The following is a 17,283-nucleotide window of genomic DNA, read 5'->3' as shown; positions in this document are numbered from 1 at the left end:
GGCCTTAACTTGGGTCGCGGCGATTGCCGGGCTGACCGCCAAAACGGTGGAAGGCGCAAGCGCCTTTTCCTACCCGATTATCTTCCTGCCGTTTATCAGCTCGGCGTTTGTACCGACCGAGTCGATGCCGAAGGTCGTCCGCGCCTTTGCCGAAAACCAGCCGGTGACCTCGATCGTGGAAGCCATCCGTGCGCTGCTGTCAGGGCAGCCGGTGGGCAATGATATTTGGGTCGCGCTTGCGTGGTGCGTCGGAATCATGCTCGTGGCTTATATCTTTGCGATGAGGGCGTATAAGAAGCGGGTGTGAAACGGTTAAAAATGCCAAAAAATATCTTGGAACCAATTCAGCTGAAAGGAGAATAACTGGTGTTATTTCGGATTTATAATATAAAATTCGATCCCTTACTGCAATATTGGTTGGTTACTCTTTCTTGCGGGAGGTTATTGCCTAGTTCCTTCTTGAGCTAACGGATCACGATAGAATAATAAAGACAAGTGACGAAGGAGCTGCCGCGGCAGCTCCTTCGTCACTTTTATGGACTTGTTCATCAAACATGGTGTCTTGTTCAGTTGTCCTTCATTGCTAAGGTTCTTAACATAGTAGAATCACTGTTGTATTATCTGTTCTTTTGTAGCTTATCTGAGTCCTCTAGATTTTTGAAAAAAATGATTTTATCATCGACTTTCTCCAGCGTCTTTTCAAGTTCCTTCATTTGATCGATAACTTTCCTGCGGTAAGTTTCCATGAATTCTCGTCGAGCTGTTATTGTGGGGACTTTACTATTGTTCAAGGCGATAAACTCCTGCATCTCCCGGATGGGCATCCCCATCGCTCGAAAGTAACTTAAAACTTGAAACCATACAATATCGGATTCTGAATATTTCCGATATCCATTTTCGTCCCGTTCTATACCGTCAATTAACCCGATTTGCTCATAGTATCGTAATGTATGGATGCTTAATCCGGTCTTTTCAGAAACGTGTTTGCTTGAAAATTTGTTTTCCATAATCTTTATTATAGCATTGAATCGAACTGTATTGCTATCGAGTGTACTCAATACTTTATCATTGCACTTGTAAGTAATCATTCATTTTAGGAGGACTTCATTATGCGTGTTTTTGTCACAGGAGCCACGGGCTTCATCGGTTCGGCCGTCGTCCGCGAACTCATCGATGCAGGGCATCAGGTCGTCGGCCTTGCCCGCTCAGACAAGGCTGTTGCAGTATTGACGGCGGCCGGAGCCGATGTGCATCACGGCGCCCTCCACGACCTCGACATCCTTCGCAGCGGCGCTGCCGCAGCGGACGGCGTCATTCACCTGGCCTTCATTCACGACTTCTCGGACTTTGCGGCCGCCGCCGAGACCGATAGGCTGGCGATCGAGGCGATCGGAGCAGCGCTCGAGGGCTCCGACAAACCTTTCGTGGTCACCTCGGGGACGCTCATGCTCACACCAGGACGCCTCGGGACGGAAGGGGACGCGCCGATCCCGGCTACGCCGCGGCGCTCCGAAGAGGCGGCGACTGCGCTGGCTAAGCGCGGGGTGCGATCATCAATCGTCCGTCTCGCACCATCCGTGCACGGCCCGGGCGATCATGGCTTCGTCCCGACCCTTATCGACATCGCCCGCACCAAGGGCGTCTCCGCCTACATCGGCGACGGGTCCAACCGCTGGTCGGCTGTGCATCGCCTCGATGCGGCGCGCCTGTTCCGTTTGGCGGTGGAGGCCGCGCCGGCGGGCTCACGTCTGCACGGGGTCGGCGATGAGGGTGTGCCATTCCGTGATATCGCTGGCGTCATCGGTCGCCACCTGAACCTGCCGGTGGTCAGTATTTCCCGTGAAGAGGCAGATGCCCACTTCGGCTGGCTTTCCTTCGCCGCATCAGCCGACAACCCGACGTCGAGCCTACTAACCCAGGAACGCTTGGGATGGCGGCCAGAGCACGCCTCACTGATCCCGGACCTCGAACAGGGTCACTATTTCAAAAACTGAACGCCCATCGATTGTTGTCGATTACAAGGAGGTATGAAACATGTCATTGCAAAATCATCGTGCCGTCATCATTGGAGGTACTTCGGGTATTGGCCTGGCTGTCGCTAAATCATTCCTCACCCGAGGTGCTCAGGTTATCGTCGCCGGCCGGTCACAGAATAAAGTAGACGCGGCGAAGAAGAAGCTTGGTCAGACAACACAAGGTCAAGTACTGGATTTCCGGGATGAAGACCAGACGAAACAGTTCTTTGAGAACATTGGCCCCTTCGATGACCTCGTCGTTACGGCCGCCGGAGATTCGGCTATGACGGCCTTTGATGCATTGCCCACCGATCATGCAAGGGCAGCGTTCGATAGCAAGTTCTGGGGACAATACATGAGTGTGAAAGCCGCATTGCCTTTCATCAAGAAATCCGGGTCAATCACACTGACCTCCGGTGCATTTAGCATACGCCCGGCACAAGGCTCCTCGACGGTGGCTGCGATCAACTCTGCTATTGATGGGCTTGTTCGCGGCTTGGCGGTGGATTTGGCACCGATTCGAGTCAACGCAGTGTCGCCTGGGGTGGTGGATACACCCATTTTCAGCAAGATGGACGAGGAAAGTCGCGAAGCGATGTTCCAAGCAATTGCGCAATCACTTTTGCTGAAGCATATTGCAACGCCTGAAGAGATCGCCGAGGCGTATGTGTATTTGGCTAAAAATACATTTACGACCGGCTCTGTCATTCAAATCGAAGGCGGCGCGATCCTTTCGTAATTCTGTTCGTCATTCGACCCAAACATCGCCGTACCGGACAAATTTTGCTCGGTGCGGCGGTTTTGTATTACTTGATGGTTAGCAGAAAACTGATTATAAGAACTTAACGGGTACGATAACGCAATTGGACCAGGCTGCCCGGGAGATAGGCAGCCTGTTCAGCTAATTTCATCAACAGAGAAGGTATAAATGATCTTATATGGAATACACATTATTATTCATTTAATGGAGGGAATCATGTCTATGTTTAGAGCTGATGCATGGAAGGGCCTCGTTCTATCAATACAAGAGAACGTTACGCCACTCGTTCATTAAGACTAACGGGTACGATAGTTAAAACACTTAAAGGGATGCCGAGCGGCATCCCTTCGCTGCGCTAACGGGCAGGATAATGAAAATGTAAAATCCGTGTCAGAGCAAACGCTATTGACAAATAAACTACTACGTGTTACTTTATAGCTGTAGTAAGTATCACTTCATACCAGCGGTACAGAATAGCAAGGGGTGATTGTGCTGGAAAATCTAACGGAAATGCTCAAAGGGGCGCTTGAGGGCTGTGTCCTTGAAATTATAAGCCGCAAAGAAACCTACGGCTACGAAATAACGCGGCGGCTGAACGCCCTCGGCTTTACAGATGTTGTGGAGGGAACGGTGTACACCATCCTGATCCGGCTTGAAAAAAACAAGCTGGTGGAGATCACCAAGAAGCCCTCCGACATGGGACCGCCGCGAAAGTTTTTCGCGATCAACGACGCGGGGCGCGAGGAGCTGCGGAGGTTCTGGGAAAAATGGGAGTTTGTATCATCGAAAATTAACGAGTTAAAGGAGAAAAAATCATGAATTTTTGGGAAAAGATCACTGGCAGCGACATGACTAAAGAATTGAAATCTTTTGAATCGCGAGTCAAAAAGCTGCCGGCTGATTATCAAGCGGCATGGGGAGAAGTTTGGGCCAACATTTGGCACTACTCAGATTTCTCCGGTCGCAACCTCATGCCAATTCTTGACGGTGTGCTTGGTCTGTTCGAAGAAACGGCGGCGGACGGTCAGAGTGTCCAAGAGGTTTTGGGTGACGATATCAAAGGCTTCTGTTCAGCGCTGGCCGGCGAAGAAGGGGCAAAGTCTTTTCGTGACAAGTGGCGTGAGCAACTCAACAATAATATCGCTAAAAAATTAGGTAAATAGGAGGGTAAAATGATGAGTATACGAGATATCATCGAAGGCAAAAAAGAGTGGCGAGCGCACATGGCGCGTGTCAAGGCGCTCCCGCAAGATTATCAAATAGTTTATAAAGAAATTCAAAAATATCTCTTTAAGGTCGGCCCTGTTGAGCTAACAAACGGGACGGGTTTGCTCTCGGGGATTATCGATCTTTTTGAAGAGGGCGCGGCCTTGGGGAAAGGCGTGCTCGAAGTGACGGGCAGTGACGTAGCGGCTTTCTGCGACGATTTAATCAAAGATTCAAAAACTTACGCTGACATCTATCAAGCATCTGTTGACCAAGAAGGTAACAAGGCCATGAAAAAGGTGATGGATAAAAAACAGTAAAAAGGGGGAAACGGGATGGAAAAAGCAATTGAAGTGAAGGGTCTGCGAAAGTCCTTCAAGGACACAGAAGTCCTAAAGGGCGTGGATTTTGAAGTGAAGCGAGGTGAGATTTTCGCCTTGCTTGGCTCCAACGGCGCGGGTAAGACGACGATTGTCAGAACCCTCACCACGCTGCTCAAACAGGACGGAGGCACCGCTACCGTAAACGGATTTGACGTCGCTTCAAAGCCCGACCATGTGCGGCAATCGATCAGCCTGACCGGGCAATTTGCCGCCGTGGACGAGATATTGACCGGGCGGGAGAATCTTATTTTGATCACCAAGCTGCGGCACCTTAAAAATCCGCGTCAGTTTGCGGACGATATGCTTACACGCTTCGGTTTGACAGATGCCGCGGACCGAAAGGCATCTACTTATTCGGGCGGTATGCGCCGCAGGCTCGACATTGCCATGAGCCTGATCGGAAAACCGCAGCTCATTTTCCTCGACGAGCCGACCACAGGGCTTGACCCCGAGGCGCGGATTGAGGCTTGGAAGATTGTCAAGGAGCTTGCCGACAGTGGCACAACGGTATTCCTGACCACTCAGTATTTGGATGAGGCGGAACAACTCGCCGATAAAATTGCCATTTTGCATAAGGGAAGGATTATTGCCAATGGCACGCTTGAGGAACTGAAAAAGCTGTTCCCGCCCGCAAAGACGGAGTACGTAGAAAAACAACCTTCATTGGAGGAGATATTCCTCGCAATCATTGGTAAGAAGGAGGAAAAATAACAATGAATGAGCATTTTTTCAGCGACATGAGCGTGATGGTTGGACGTTCCATGCGCCATATTTTCCGCAGTATGGACACCATCTTCACGGTTTGCATCACTCCGATTGCAATGATGCTGCTGTTCGTTTATGTGTTTGGCGGCGCAATCCAAACCGGTGCGGATAACTATGTGAACTACCTGTTGCCTGGCATACTGCTTATGGCTATTGCTAGCGGGGTGGCCTACGTGGCTTACCGCCTGTTTCTGGATAAGCAACGGGGCATCATTGAGCGGTTTCACTCCATGCCGATTGCACGTTCCACTGTGCTGTGGGGGCACGTGCTGACCTCGGTGGTATCCAATGTTATCTCGGTTGTCGTCATCATTCTCGTAGCGCTCATTATGGGCTTTCGCTCGTCGGCAGGGGTACTGTCTTGGCTTGCCGTAGCCGGTATACTCGTGCTGTTTACGCTGGCTCTGACTTGGGTCGCGGCGATTGCCGGACTGTCCGCGAAATCGGTGGAAGGTGCTAGCGTGTTTTCCTATCCGTTAATCTTCCTGCCATTTATTAGCTCTGCCTTCGTGCCGACCGACTCAATGCCGAAAGTCGTTCGTGCCTTTGCCGAAAACCAGCCGGTGACCTCTATTGTAGAAACCATCCGTGCACTATTGTCAAGTCAACCGGTAGGCGATGATATATGGGTCGCTTTAGCGTGGTGCTTAGGGATAATGATCGTCGCATATCTATTTGCGGTGCGCGCATACAAACAGAATGCAGCTTAATGTCTGTATGCACAATAATGATAGTGGTCAACAAAAACATCAAGTAAAGGGCCCACCATATGTCAAAGCGCCCGCTTCACCAGTTTTGCTCGTTGAGATTGAGGCTGTCGCAGCGAAGTGATGTTCTATTACTCCTTTTATATCGAAGCAAGAGGCAATAAAGATAACCAGGGAGCAGACTGCCACGGGTGGACTGTTCTCTTTTTTATTGAAATAGGCGCCAAATCGTGGATGCCGGTATATAAATTGTAGTTTCTGAACACCCAATGCAATACCACATTATGCGAGAGGAGTACGAAGAGGAGTCTATTTCTGGTTTTTCTTAATTTCCAAGTATTTCTTTTTAGTCTAAGCGGAAGGTTTTACAGGTATTAAGATAGCTTGACCTTCTATTTGACGAAAATCGAATGATCGTTTATTATGCAGTCATGCGATACTAAGATGAGAAAAAGCGAGATGCAATTTTTAGAGCCACGAGGTTATTGAGGAAAGTTTGGATGAAGTAATCCAAATGAGTTGGGATGTTAAAAAAGTTTAATCATGATTTTGGTATTAAATTTAACGAACATTCCATTATTAAATGTAACGCCTAATAATTAAGGAGTGATTTGTATGTGACTGTTGAAGCCAGCCGTGCCGATGTCGGTTCTCCAAAACACTCAATATTGCAATCGAGTAAATCTGAACTGATCACTGACCAAATATTTATGTTTGGTTTAATCCAATAAAGCTTTTTTCTGGAAAAGCAAAAGCTCGCCTTTGATCTGCTCATGCATAAGAATTGCATTCTACAACGACCTCGTCTTCGGCGATGCCCGGTCATTTCTATTCTATAAGCTAGATGTACGGGCGCCGATTAAATCTAATGTAAGGGAAGGAAATTACAATGTCTGAAACTTCACTTATCACCACCCCATTTGATGCTTCATCCACTGCCAGCGATGTTGTTGCAGGTCTCGATCTCACCAACCGCAGAGCCATCGTTACTGGCGGAGCGTCTGGAATAGGCATTGAGACGGCTAGAGCACTAGCCGAGGCGGGCGCCCATGTAACGCTTGCTGTTCGCGACCTCGATGCTGGCAAGCGCGTAGCCGAAGATATTGCTGCAACTACCGGAAACCAGCTCGTTGAGGTGGCTCTGCTAAACCTTATCGATCGGTCGTCGGTGGCCTCGTTCGTGGCGTCGTGGGATGGACCGCTTCACATATTGATCAACAACGCCGGCGTCATGGCAACGCCAGAGACGCGAACGCCTGAAGGCTGGGAACTTCAGTTCGCCACCAATCATCTGGGACATTTTGCGTTGGCTAATGGCCTTCATGACGCATTGGTGGCAGCCGGCAGTGCCCGCGTCGTGTCGGTTAGCTCCGCAGGCCACCTCCGTTCACCGGTCGTGTTCGACGATATTAACTTCCTACTTCGTCCCTACGACCCATTTCTTGCTTATGGGCAATCCAAGACTGCCAACATACTATTCGCCGTTGAAGCTTCGAAATGCTGGGCCGACGATGGCATCACAGTTAACGCGTTGATGCCCGGTGCCATTCATACTCCAGGGGTTGCCGGATTACAAATCACCGCCGAGCAACGGGCGAGCGGCCAGGACTTCGTATGGAAGACACCCCAGCAGGGAGCAGCTACCTCTGTACTGTTGGCAACCTCGCCTCTGCTCGACGGTATCGGAGGCCGATACTTCGAGGACTGTAACGAGGCCGGACCAAATGTGCCCGGAAATCGAACCGGCGTCGCTTCTTACGCCCTTGATCCCGAAGCGGCCGCGCATTTGTGGCAGGTGTCAATTGACGCGCTGTCCTAGCCGTTTTAAAATGAAGTCCACCAGAAGGATCTGGTGACCTCATAATACGAACGGGTTCGATAGCGTTATACAGATCACACGAGGCAGCCGACATCAACTGGCTGCCTTCTCCCAACTAACGGGTAACGTTAGTTCAACACGCACAACAGATGAAGGCGGAAATGACAACTTGTATATTTTATGTTAAAGGAGGTATCGGCTTTGAGCAAAAAGGTAGATTATAAAAAAGATTATAAGCAACTTTATATGCCAAAAACAGAGCCAGAAATTGTGGTAGTGCCGAGGATGCCATTCTTTATGGTCAGTGGATCTGGTGATCCCAATGGCGAGGAATTCGCCAAGGCAACAGAAGCTTTGTACAGCATGAGTTATGCGGTGAGAATGTCCTATAAAAGTGAAGATGTGCCCGTTGGATATTATGAATATACGGTTTTTCCACTCGAAGGTGAATGGGATTTGCTTGACCGGTCAAAACCCGCGACAGACAAAAATAATTTTAAGTATACGATAATGATACGCCAACCCGATTTTTTGAATCAAGAAGGGTTCGAGCGATTTTTGGAACAGACGAAAAGGAAAAAACAAAACTCTTTTCTTGAGAACGTTCGGTTTGAGCAAGTGGAAGATGGATTGAGCTGTCAAATGATGCATATTGGAAGCTTTGATGATGAACCGAAAAGCTTTGCCCGAATGGAAGAGTTTTGTACAGAACAGGGATTTAACCGTTCAAGCAAAATACATCGGGAAATTTATTTGTCTGATCCCCGTAAGACTGAACCGTCCAAGATGAAAACGGTGTTAAGATTCTCTGTTAATAAAGCCTGAATAACGGATATGAGAATTCGAGTAATGTTCTGCTAACGGATTACGATAGTGGAGGAGCTTGCCTTTTGGCAGTTCCTCTTTTTCTTCATTAAAGAACGGGTACGATTGGCTCGATGCTGAAGGGCTGCCGCGCGGCAGCCCTTCACTACGCTAACAGGCAGAATTGCGTAATAAATTTATAAAGATAGGGACCTCATCGTGCTACATGTTAGTTGTAGTATTGAGGTTTTTTTCTTTATTTTATCTCAATATTTCCTTCAAATAAGATGTGATATGATCTTTCTAGTTTCACATAAAGGGAGGCGTAGCAAGCATGAATCATCCTAATCGTTTAGCTGACGACAGTTCTAGGCCGCATATTGCATTTATCGAATCCGGTTCTTATCCCGTAAGGAACGGTAATTTGATTCGCCCTTTAGTGGATAGCGCCCCTACCTTCCGGCGCATTTGTGAGGCCATCGAAGAGGCGCAGCACAGTATCTGGTTAACGATTACATTCATGGACCCAGATTTCCAGATGCCGGGCGATCGCGGCACTCTGTTCGATGTGTTGGACCGTGCGGTAGGGCGAGGGTTGGATGTTCGGATTATTTTCTGGCGTTCAAATACTGAGAGCAGTGGGTATGGTCAGGACTTTTCAGGATCTGACACTGACCGCGAAATGCTCGCTGCACGGGGATCGCGCTTTCGCGTCCGTTGGGACCGAACATATGGTAAGTATTGCCAACATCAAAAAACTTGGCTTATGGATGCAGGGTATGAATCCGAGACGACATTCGTCGGCGGAATCAATCCGACCTTCAAGGCTTTTGAACCCGGCCACATTGGTGAAGGGCATCGGCACGATGTCTATGTCGAAGTGACTGGTCCTTCTGCGACCGACGTGCATCACAATTTCGTTCAGAGATGGAACGAGGCCAGCGAACGTCTGGAAGCTGACGGCGTATGGGCCCATAACGGTGAGGATGAGCTACTGTTCCCGACACGAGTATCCACTCCGCGTGGAGACACCCAAGTGCAGATTCAAAGACAAGTATATCCGGGCCGTTACAGCGATAGTTACCCTACGCCAGGAGGATCTCCTTACGATATAGCCACTGGGGAACGATCCGTTTTAGAGCAATACAAACAGGCTATTGACGGCGCGCAACGTTCCATTTACCTTGAAAATCAGGCTTTACCGGTTCCGGAAATCGTGGCGAGACTGGAGGAAGCCCTAACGCGTGGAGTGGAGGTCGTTCTCCTCGTTCCCGATCCCGAATCCTATGTTCTTGCATTCAGTGGGATGGATATAAGAAAGTTCTTCGACCAGATGGAGGCACTCTGCCGATACGGGAATTTCACTCTTGTCGGTATTGCAGGGCCGAATGGACAGGGAAGGCGAAGCAATATCTACATCCATGCCAAGATCATGCTAATCGACGACTCGTGGGCAACGATCGGTTCCTGCAATCTTCACTCGAATTCACTTTATGGTCATACGGAGATGAACGCATCATTCTGGGATCCTAAAGTAGTGAGTTCACTTCGCCGTCAGCTTCTGTCCGAACATTTGGGTCAAGACACCCGGCAGCTTGACGACCGTGAGGCGCTTAGGCTTTACCGGAACATCGCACGCGAAAACCAGCTTAGACGAGAAAAGGGCGAATTCGATTGGAAAGGTCTTGCTTATCTCTTGGACCCTGCGAATTATGGGAAATAGCGGTTTGTGGATAAGGACAAGCCCGAAGCGCTTGGCGTTGCGAAGCAGCTAGGCTTGGCTGCGGGTACCGGCTATGATGAATTCCATCCGCTGGAAAACATCTCGCGGCAGGATATGATGGTGCTGACCGCTCGTGCTTTGGAGAAAGTCAAGCAGCTGAAAGCCTCGGGAGATCCCGCCATTCTGGCTTCGTTCAGTGACAACGGGGACATCTCAGCTCATGCGAAGGCGAGTCTGGCTGCCTGGCGGAGGAAGGTCTAATCTCCGGCTCCGGAAACAAGCTTAACCCTCAGGCGCCAACGACACGAGCAGAAGCGGCAGTATTCCTCTACCGGATATACAACCAATATTAAAGGTTAATGCAACGAAATATACTCCTGTCGGCTTTTACGCGGCAGGAGTTTTCATTTTATGGCCGACAACTTTATTTCGTGTTTTGACAGGGTTTTTGCTTATTAAAATCGTACAGTCTAAAAGTTATTTTCAAAAGACAAACGATTTTTCCAGATATCAAGCGCATAAAATCAACACTGTAAGTCCGAAACTATTTTTTCTTTGGACCAAGAGTACAATTTGAGCCTTAAGCACACAACAGGGAATATTTCCCCTGTATACGAACTGGGGTTCCCGTCATATAATATATAGGAACTAATGTTCGTGTCGAGGTGATTAAAATGGAACGGACAATATTTTTGGTTGACGGTCAATCATTTTACGCTTCGGTCGAAAAGGCAGCGCGGCCGGATCTGCGCGATAAACCAATAGCCGTTGGGGATCCGGACCGTCGCGGAGGAATCATACTTGCGGCCTGTCCAATCGCAAAGGCACGCGGGGTTACTACAGCCTCACGTGTTGGTGAAGCTATGGGGAAGTGTCCGGATCTAGTCGTCGTACGCCCTCGTATGCAAACATACGTCACGATATCACTGTTTATTTCCGAAATCTTCGCCTCCTTCACGGACCAGGTCGAACCGTATTCGATCGATGAACAATTTCTCGACGTAACCGGCTCCATTAAATATTTCGGATCGCCGCTGGAGATTGCGCGCCAAATTCAGGAACGCGTACTTTTATCGACCGGCGTATGGTCGCGGGTGGGGATCGGGCCAACGAAAATTCTCGCTAAAATGGCGACGGACAACTTCGCCAAGAAACGTCCAGACGGTATTTTCGAATTGAACCAGGGTAATATCGAAGCGGAATTGTGGCCGCTGCCGGTCCATCAAATGTTTATGGTCGCGAACCGGATGACTCAGCATTTTGTCCGGATGGGACTAAACACAATTGGAGACATAGCGCGGCTGGACTTCGGCGATTTTAAGGCGCGAATGCGGCGTCGAATGGGCCGCCAAAGCGATATTCAGGCTGGTTACTACTGGCAGACAGCACGAGGAATCGATCCATCACCGGTTGTATCGAACATCAGGTCGCAGATTAAGAATATAAGTCACGGCAAGACGCTCAGATGGCGTCTGTATACGAAGCTTACGGATATCGAAGTCGTACTGCTGGAGTTAGTTGTCGAGGTGTGTCGGCGGGCCCGCCGTTACGGGTATCAAGGCCGCGTAGTATCGGTAGGCGCGGGAGAAACGAATGGGGAAAGGTCGGCGGGATTCGGCCGTCAAATGACGTTATCTCAGCCGACATCGTTAACGCATGAGGTCGCGGCTGCCGCGCATGCGCTGTTTATAAAGCATTGGAGTGGAATGCCCATTAGCCATCTCAGCATATCATTAGGGCAGTTATCCGTAGACAGCGTAATCCAACTGACCCTATTTGAGGACCGTTCTCGCGCATACCGTAAGGAACGTGCGATCGACGAAATCAAAAACCGTTTCGGGAGCGACGCCATCATACATGCTTCTTCGCTTCTTGAATCTGGAGTCGCCCGCGAGAGAGCGGAACAGATCGGAGGTCACTTTAAATGAGCAAACTCGACGGCAATGAACGGTGGAAGTCCAAAATGCTGCTGACTGAACATGCTGAACAATATGACCGGAAACAAGCAGCAGGCACCGGAAAGAATTTGACGATGGAAGAACGCATCATGATCCGCGATTATATCCTATTGCCGCATATGGAGAAGATGATTCAGAAAAGCATATCCGATATCGAGAACTCATCTAACGTGATGAAACGACTCTACCTGGCCGCGGGCCATAAAGTCTTAACCACGATAGCCGAAGACTATTATCGATTACGGAGCGAGTTGAAGAAACGGAATATTCGCGTCGTCACGGAAGAACAAGAAGACATGGTGATTTATCATAAGTGTTATTACCGGGGTTACGAAGAACGATTCGGAATGACGCGCGACGTTATGCGCTCGGAGATAGGCATTCGGCTGACGAAGTATACAACGGAGCTGACAGCGCGGCTGAAGGCGAAAGTGTGAGTGCAGTTTATGAGAGCGACACAAGCCTCGATCGTCTGCAATCGAATAAACATGCAGCGCACAACGGCAAGCTTTCTTGGATACTCGCCCCCGATCGTCCAATAGGATGACATCCTACCTTGAATTTTGCTCTTGACTTGGAGTGTACTCCAAGTTGTAACATGAGCTTCAGCAAGTAAATTCTATCTCCAGGAGGCGTAATCATGAACATTTCGAAGACTGTTTTGATAACGGGTGGGAATAAAGGTATCGGGTTCGAGAGCGCCAGACAATTGGGCAAGCTGGGATTCACAATTTTGGTCGGTTCAAGAGATCAATCCAAAGGGCAGGAAGCCGCAGCTTCGCTGAAGAATGAGAACATAGATGCTGAGGCAATAACGCTTGACGTTACAGACCTGGATACCATTCAATCTGCTGCGAAGCGTATTGAAGATCAGTATGGTGCGCTTGATGTTCTGATCAATAACGCTGGCGTGAGCTTGGATAGAGGTCTTCCTCCGAGTCAACTGGAATTGACCGTTCTTAGGAATACTTATGAGACAAATGTTTTCGGCATGTTTTCTGTTACTAAGGCAATGCTCCCTTTGATTAAAAAATCGCCTGCTGGCAGAATTGTAAACCTTTCAAGCGGCTTGGCTTCCTTGACCATGAATATTGACCCGGAATCCGATGCCGAAAAATACGGAGTAAATTTGCTCGCCTACATGAGTTCGAAAACGGCAGTCAATGCACTGACTGTCTTGTTCGCCAAAGAATTAAAAGATACGCCGATCAAGATAAATTCAGCTGATCCAGGGTACACAGCTACGGATTTGAATGGCCATACGGGATATCGTAGCGTTGAACAGGGAGCTTCTATTGTCGTGATGCTCGCCACCCTTCCGGGCGATGGTCCGACCGGCGGTTTCTTTGATGAAAACGGAGTGATACCGTGGTAATACGTCAGGAGGCGGAAAAAATGATCGACATTCCTGAAACCGTAAGCTCAATTAAACAGGCGGCTGAATTCACGGGTCTGTCGGAAGATACGATCCGCTATTACGAGAAAATCGGCTTGCTCCCGTATGCCGACCGCAAAGCAAGCGGTCACAGAACGTACAGTAAACATCAATTGGAAGGCATGGTATTTTTAACGAGACTCAGAGCAACCGGAATGACACTGGAAGAAATGAAGCATTTCCGTAAGCTTTACGAAAGGGGTGAAGCCTCACTCCCTCAGAGAGTTGCCATTCTAATCGAACACAAGGAAAGAATTCAGAAGGAGATTGACCGATTACTGGAGACACAAAGGATTATTGAGTACAAAATTGACAATTATAATCAGGTCCTTGTAAATCCGGACTTAAACAGTACAGCCTGTGACCTGTAGAATAGTAATGAACCATAAGCTCCGAAAAAGAGGTCGATAAATCCCCAGCCTGTCGTGCAGATTATCCTACGCCATCACTTTCTAACAAGGAATAAAAATTATCGCGGTCATCGTTATCAAATTTGCCAAGCGTCCGTACCCTGACAAATTCATGTCCGCCATACATGTCTAGTTCCTCGCCATACCTATTGTAGAGTGCGATCATATTGCCATCCCGATCCAACTCCAAGTACCCGTAACATTGTGGCTCAGGCGCTTCACCGTAAAGGAGCGAAAATCTGATTTTGTCCACTTTGTTCATGCAGCCTCTCCTTCTGTCTATAGTAACGACCTTGCATGCATTTGCTCTATCTTTTGTGTGAATATCCCTTATCTTCCCATCGACCTGAAGAAAATTTTACATGAAATCGGATGATTTGAAAAAAGCGATACTGCTCTTCATATTCGGATATTTATTCCTATTTCGAAGCATAAGGGGGAGGTGCCCCGCTATGTCGCTTATTTGCACATTATCTCTTGACGAAACGAGGTTTGGGGATTATGATAACGTGCCGGTCAACTCCAGGAAATAAATCAATAAAAAGACTTTGCAAGGTATTCTTGAAAATTATAAAAGGGTCCCGGAGCAAACATTATTGCCCCGGAACCCTTCAAAGTAAGTCTACATGTGGATTGCAGCTTTAATCTGCTTCGTGTAGAAAAATCGTACAATGAAAAAATAAATGATTTGTATAACCAGGAAAACACAAAGCACAATCGCGGATTCCTTGGCCAGATCATAGAAGAAAAGGTGGGATAGCGCCGTCAATGCCACTGCCCCGTGAATGAGCGCGACGATTATCGGAGCGAAAAACAAGATCGCCGTTTGCCGGTTGAGCACCTTTTTCAGTTCTCTTTCACTTAAGCCCATTCTCGCAATTGTCATGAATTTCTGTTTATCCCCGTCCGCATCCATGTACAGACGGAAATAAAGGAAGCTTCCGGCCGAGACGAAAAAGACGACTCCAATAAACAGTCCGACAAACATAATCGGTCCATATTGTTTATTTAATTCGTAAATTTCATACTCGCCGGAAGTAACCTGATCCGGCAATTGCCGATACAGTTTTTCCGCAGCCGCCAATACATTCTGCTTTCCTTCCGCCGCTTGCCAAGCATGAAAGCTTCTTATGTCAGCCGGGGCAGGGAGCTTTTCGTAATCTTTGTCCGAGACGATATAATAATCCGATGACGGCAAAGCTTGTGAATACAGGATTTTCTCCGGCTGCAGGACGACACCTGACTTGAGTTCGATCGCTCTGTTCTGCTGCTCATTTTTCCCTCCAAAGGTTATTCCTTCAGACTTCACTATGAACACTTGTCCGTCCTTAACGTTGACCGTATCTTCACCAATCAGCTCCGCAAAGCGGTTGAAATCGGATTGCTTTGCAATAAGCGCTCTATCGTTGCCTTCTTCGAAATAGCGAAGAACGGCATGCGCTTTGTTTGCCTTTATATGTTCTTCCTGCAGCGTCTCGTTAATCAATGCCACATCCTGCTCTTCATTATCATCTGCATAATAAGTGAAAGTGTTCGGGTTAGATGTATTGAGGCCTGCGGTCAGAAACGTTTGAAATCCGAACAATGTCCCGATTGCGCTAAACGCTACCGTTGAAATGACGGCCACAAGGAAGAACGTCCGGGCATTATCCTTCATCCGGTAAGAGAGGTCAGAGAACAGAATCATATTTGTTTTACGCCAGGAGAAAGACTCCCTGTACTTTAGCCGCCGTATCACAAAGACGCTTAATTGCGTAAAAAACAGATATGTGCCGATGATTACCATTACAATCACAGGCAGCATCGCGGCAATTACAATCGTTCCCTTCACAATTAATGCAATCGCATAACCTCCGCCAAGCAAGAGGGCTCCTACAACGGTTAAGAACAGATTCGCTTTCGGTTCCCCTTTGGACTTCTTGTCTCCTTTGAGCAAGTCAATCAGCTTTCTGCTTCGCAGCACGTAGGAAACAAATACTGAAATAAAGAAAAACAATACGATAAAGGAAACAAAGGTTAAAATGACCGCAAGGACCGGTATATAGAAATTCAACTTATTATCGATGATCAGCGCATTCTCGGCCAACAGCAAAATTGCTTTGGCAAATACCAACCCAAGCACAATGCCGCCCAGTGTGGCAAAAAAACCGATGATCATGTTTTCCAGAAACACCATCGACCGGATTTGCTTCATCGACATCCCATGGATCATCAATAGTCCGAATTCTTTCTTTCGCGACTGTAAAAAGGAGCTCATCGAATAAAGGATAAAGAAGAAGGAGAAAACATAAATAATCCCAGCAGCAATGTTCATGCCTTGAGTAACACTGCGATTCATCTCATCTCCGCTCAACGCAGGATGAAACGCAAATATGGCAAACGTAAAAAAAACCATGACCGTAAACATGCTGCTTAGGAAATAGGCTGCATACAGCCTTTTGTTGCGGGCGACGTTATTAAACGCGAATTGACGAAAGGTCATTTGCGTGCCCTCCCATTAAAGAAAGTGTGTCGATGATCTTTTGGAAGAAGGCCTGACGATTATCGCCTCTGTGAATTTCCGAATACAGCTTTCCATCGCGAATAAACACGACCCGGTTACAATAGCTTGCCGCCAGCGGATCATGTGTTACAAGCATCATGGTCGTCCGCTCATTCCGATTGATGGATTCAAGCATTTCCATGACGTCCTTGGAGGATTTGGAATCCAGATTTCCGGTCGGTTCATCGGCAAGCAGCAGCTTCGGAGAATGAATCATCGCTCTGGCAACAGCCGTTCTTTGTGCTTGTCCGCCGGAAATTTCATATGTGCGTTTTTTCATGATTTCCGTAATTCCGAGCTTGTCAGCGATCGCATGCGCTTTTTGTTTCATTTCCGTCACGTTGCTGCCATCCAATGTTAACGGCAGGACGATGTTTTCTTCTACCGTCAAGGTATGGAGCAAATTAAAATCCTGAAATACGAAGCCGAGCTCACGGCGGCGAAACTTAGCCAGTTCATCTTTTTTTAGACGGTGGGGGTTATTTCCATTAATATGGACCTCGCCGGTCGTCGGTTCGTCAATCGTTGCAATGATATTGAGCAGTGTCGTTTTTCCGCTTCCGGACGGACCCATAATTCCGACAAATTCCCCCTGCAGAATCGTTAAATCGATATCCGTTAGAGCGTGGTAGGTGATTTTTCCCTCATATATTTTGCCCACCTGTTTTACATTCAGCATGCACAAGATCTCCTTTCCGTTACGATCATTTGATCTATGGTTAGCATACCGCTGTCCATCGCGCTTTAACTATCGAT

The 17,283-nt window shown here is 48.1% G+C and carries 21 protein-coding genes; 17 read left to right on the top strand and 4 right to left on the bottom strand.

Translation table 11 applies throughout. The annotated features are described in order from the left end of the window. On the top strand, positions 1–307 hold a 307-nt coding region (locus AC0YOB_RS37470), incomplete at its 5' end, for an ABC transporter permease (RefSeq protein ID WP_475797082.1). 310 nt (positions 308–617) lie between these two features. On the opposite strand, the gene AC0YOB_RS37465 is transcribed toward AC0YOB_RS37470, so the two are convergent. Further along, positions 618–1,088 carry a MerR family transcriptional regulator gene (locus tag AC0YOB_RS37465; RefSeq protein WP_475797081.1) on the bottom strand — a complete coding sequence of 157 codons (471 nt, stop codon included), beginning with the start codon at positions 1,086–1,088 and terminating at the stop codon, positions 618–620. A gap of 21 nt (positions 1,089–1,109) precedes the next feature. On the opposite strand from AC0YOB_RS37465, the gene AC0YOB_RS37460 reads away from it, so the two are divergent. The 16 genes from AC0YOB_RS37460 (at position 1,110) to AC0YOB_RS37385 (ending at position 13,946) form a co-directional block, all read left to right on the top strand. Further along, positions 1,110–1,994: an SDR family oxidoreductase gene (locus tag AC0YOB_RS37460; RefSeq protein ID WP_475797080.1), complete on the top strand. Its 885-nt coding sequence runs from the start codon at positions 1,110–1,112 to the stop codon at positions 1,992–1,994. A 40-nt stretch (positions 1,995–2,034) separates the two neighbouring features. Then, on the top strand, positions 2,035–2,754 hold the full coding sequence (locus tag AC0YOB_RS37455; protein ID WP_475797079.1) for an SDR family oxidoreductase: 720 nt from the start codon (positions 2,035–2,037) through the stop codon (positions 2,752–2,754). 531 nt (positions 2,755–3,285) lie between these two features. Beyond that, a complete protein-coding gene (locus AC0YOB_RS37450) occupies positions 3,286–3,594 on the top strand; it encodes a PadR family transcriptional regulator (protein WP_379114507.1) in 309 nt (102 codons plus the stop codon). After that, positions 3,591–3,938 carry a DUF1048 domain-containing protein gene (locus tag AC0YOB_RS37445; protein WP_210047136.1) on the top strand — a complete coding sequence of 116 codons (348 nt, stop codon included), beginning with the start codon at positions 3,591–3,593 and terminating at the stop codon, positions 3,936–3,938. The genes AC0YOB_RS37450 and AC0YOB_RS37445 overlap by 4 nt, the downstream gene beginning before the upstream one ends. Before the next feature lie 12 nt (positions 3,939–3,950). Next, positions 3,951–4,301: a DUF1048 domain-containing protein gene (locus tag AC0YOB_RS37440; RefSeq protein ID WP_475797085.1), complete on the top strand. Its 351-nt coding sequence runs from the start codon at positions 3,951–3,953 to the stop codon at positions 4,299–4,301. A gap of 15 nt (positions 4,302–4,316) precedes the next feature. Further along, the gene (locus AC0YOB_RS37435; RefSeq protein WP_475797078.1) at positions 4,317–5,075 is read left to right on the top strand and encodes an ABC transporter ATP-binding protein; all 759 of its coding nucleotides are present in this window, start codon (positions 4,317–4,319) and stop codon (positions 5,073–5,075) included. 2 nt (positions 5,076–5,077) lie between these two features. Next, on the top strand, positions 5,078–5,839 hold the full coding sequence (locus tag AC0YOB_RS37430; protein WP_475797077.1) for an ABC transporter permease: 762 nt from the start codon (positions 5,078–5,080) through the stop codon (positions 5,837–5,839). An 886-nt stretch (positions 5,840–6,725) separates the two neighbouring features. Then, complete coding sequence (locus AC0YOB_RS37425) at positions 6,726–7,655, top strand: SDR family NAD(P)-dependent oxidoreductase (protein ID WP_475797076.1); 930 nt, start codon at positions 6,726–6,728, stop codon at positions 7,653–7,655. Between the two features lie 201 nt (positions 7,656–7,856). After that, positions 7,857–8,480: a GyrI-like domain-containing protein gene (locus AC0YOB_RS37420; RefSeq protein WP_475797075.1), complete on the top strand. Its 624-nt coding sequence runs from the start codon at positions 7,857–7,859 to the stop codon at positions 8,478–8,480. A gap of 313 nt (positions 8,481–8,793) precedes the next feature. After that, entirely contained in the window at positions 8,794–10,182 is a 1,389-nt protein-coding gene (locus AC0YOB_RS37415) for a phospholipase D-like domain-containing protein (protein WP_475797074.1), read from the top strand. A 6-nt stretch (positions 10,183–10,188) separates the two neighbouring features. Continuing rightward, complete coding sequence (locus AC0YOB_RS37410) at positions 10,189–10,443, top strand: hypothetical protein (protein ID WP_475797073.1); 255 nt, start codon at positions 10,189–10,191, stop codon at positions 10,441–10,443. Further along, positions 10,425–10,535, top strand: coding sequence for an S-layer homology domain-containing protein (locus tag AC0YOB_RS37405; RefSeq protein WP_475797084.1), 111 nt, complete (start codon positions 10,425–10,427; stop codon positions 10,533–10,535). Before AC0YOB_RS37410 ends, AC0YOB_RS37405 begins: the two co-directional genes overlap by 19 nt. A gap of 321 nt (positions 10,536–10,856) precedes the next feature. Further along, a complete protein-coding gene (locus tag AC0YOB_RS37400) occupies positions 10,857–12,110 on the top strand; it encodes a DNA polymerase IV (RefSeq protein ID WP_475797072.1) in 1,254 nt (417 codons plus the stop codon). After that, positions 12,107–12,577: a YhjD family protein gene (locus AC0YOB_RS37395; protein ID WP_475790818.1), complete on the top strand. Its 471-nt coding sequence runs from the start codon at positions 12,107–12,109 to the stop codon at positions 12,575–12,577. The genes AC0YOB_RS37400 and AC0YOB_RS37395 overlap by 4 nt, the downstream gene beginning before the upstream one ends. Positions 12,578–12,780: 203 nt before the next feature. Then, positions 12,781–13,515 (top strand): SDR family oxidoreductase, encoded by a 735-nt coding sequence (locus AC0YOB_RS37390; RefSeq protein WP_475797071.1) that lies wholly within the window; start codon positions 12,781–12,783, stop codon positions 13,513–13,515. 20 nt (positions 13,516–13,535) lie between these two features. Next, the gene (locus AC0YOB_RS37385; RefSeq protein ID WP_475797070.1) at positions 13,536–13,946 is read left to right on the top strand and encodes a MerR family transcriptional regulator; all 411 of its coding nucleotides are present in this window, start codon (positions 13,536–13,538) and stop codon (positions 13,944–13,946) included. Between the two features lie 61 nt (positions 13,947–14,007). On the opposite strand, the gene AC0YOB_RS37380 is transcribed toward AC0YOB_RS37385, so the two are convergent. The 3 genes from AC0YOB_RS37380 to AC0YOB_RS37370 all read right to left on the bottom strand — a co-directional run bounded on the left by AC0YOB_RS37380 (position 14,008) and on the right by AC0YOB_RS37370 (position 17,206). After that, entirely contained in the window at positions 14,008–14,247 is a 240-nt protein-coding gene (locus AC0YOB_RS37380) for a hypothetical protein (RefSeq protein WP_475797069.1), read from the bottom strand. Positions 14,248–14,607: 360 nt separating this feature from the next. After that, entirely contained in the window at positions 14,608–16,467 is a 1,860-nt protein-coding gene (locus AC0YOB_RS37375; RefSeq protein ID WP_475797068.1) for an ABC transporter permease, read from the bottom strand. Next, on the bottom strand, positions 16,442–17,206 hold the full coding sequence (locus AC0YOB_RS37370; RefSeq protein WP_475797067.1) for an ABC transporter ATP-binding protein: 765 nt from the start codon (positions 17,204–17,206) through the stop codon (positions 16,442–16,444). The genes AC0YOB_RS37375 and AC0YOB_RS37370 overlap by 26 nt, the downstream gene beginning before the upstream one ends. Positions 17,207–17,283: the final 77 nt, after the last annotated feature.

The organism is Paenibacillus sp. JT31N17, assembly GCF_056269255.1.
The sequence above is the reverse complement of the archived record's forward strand: the minus strand, read 5'-3'. Positions and strand labels throughout refer to the sequence as shown.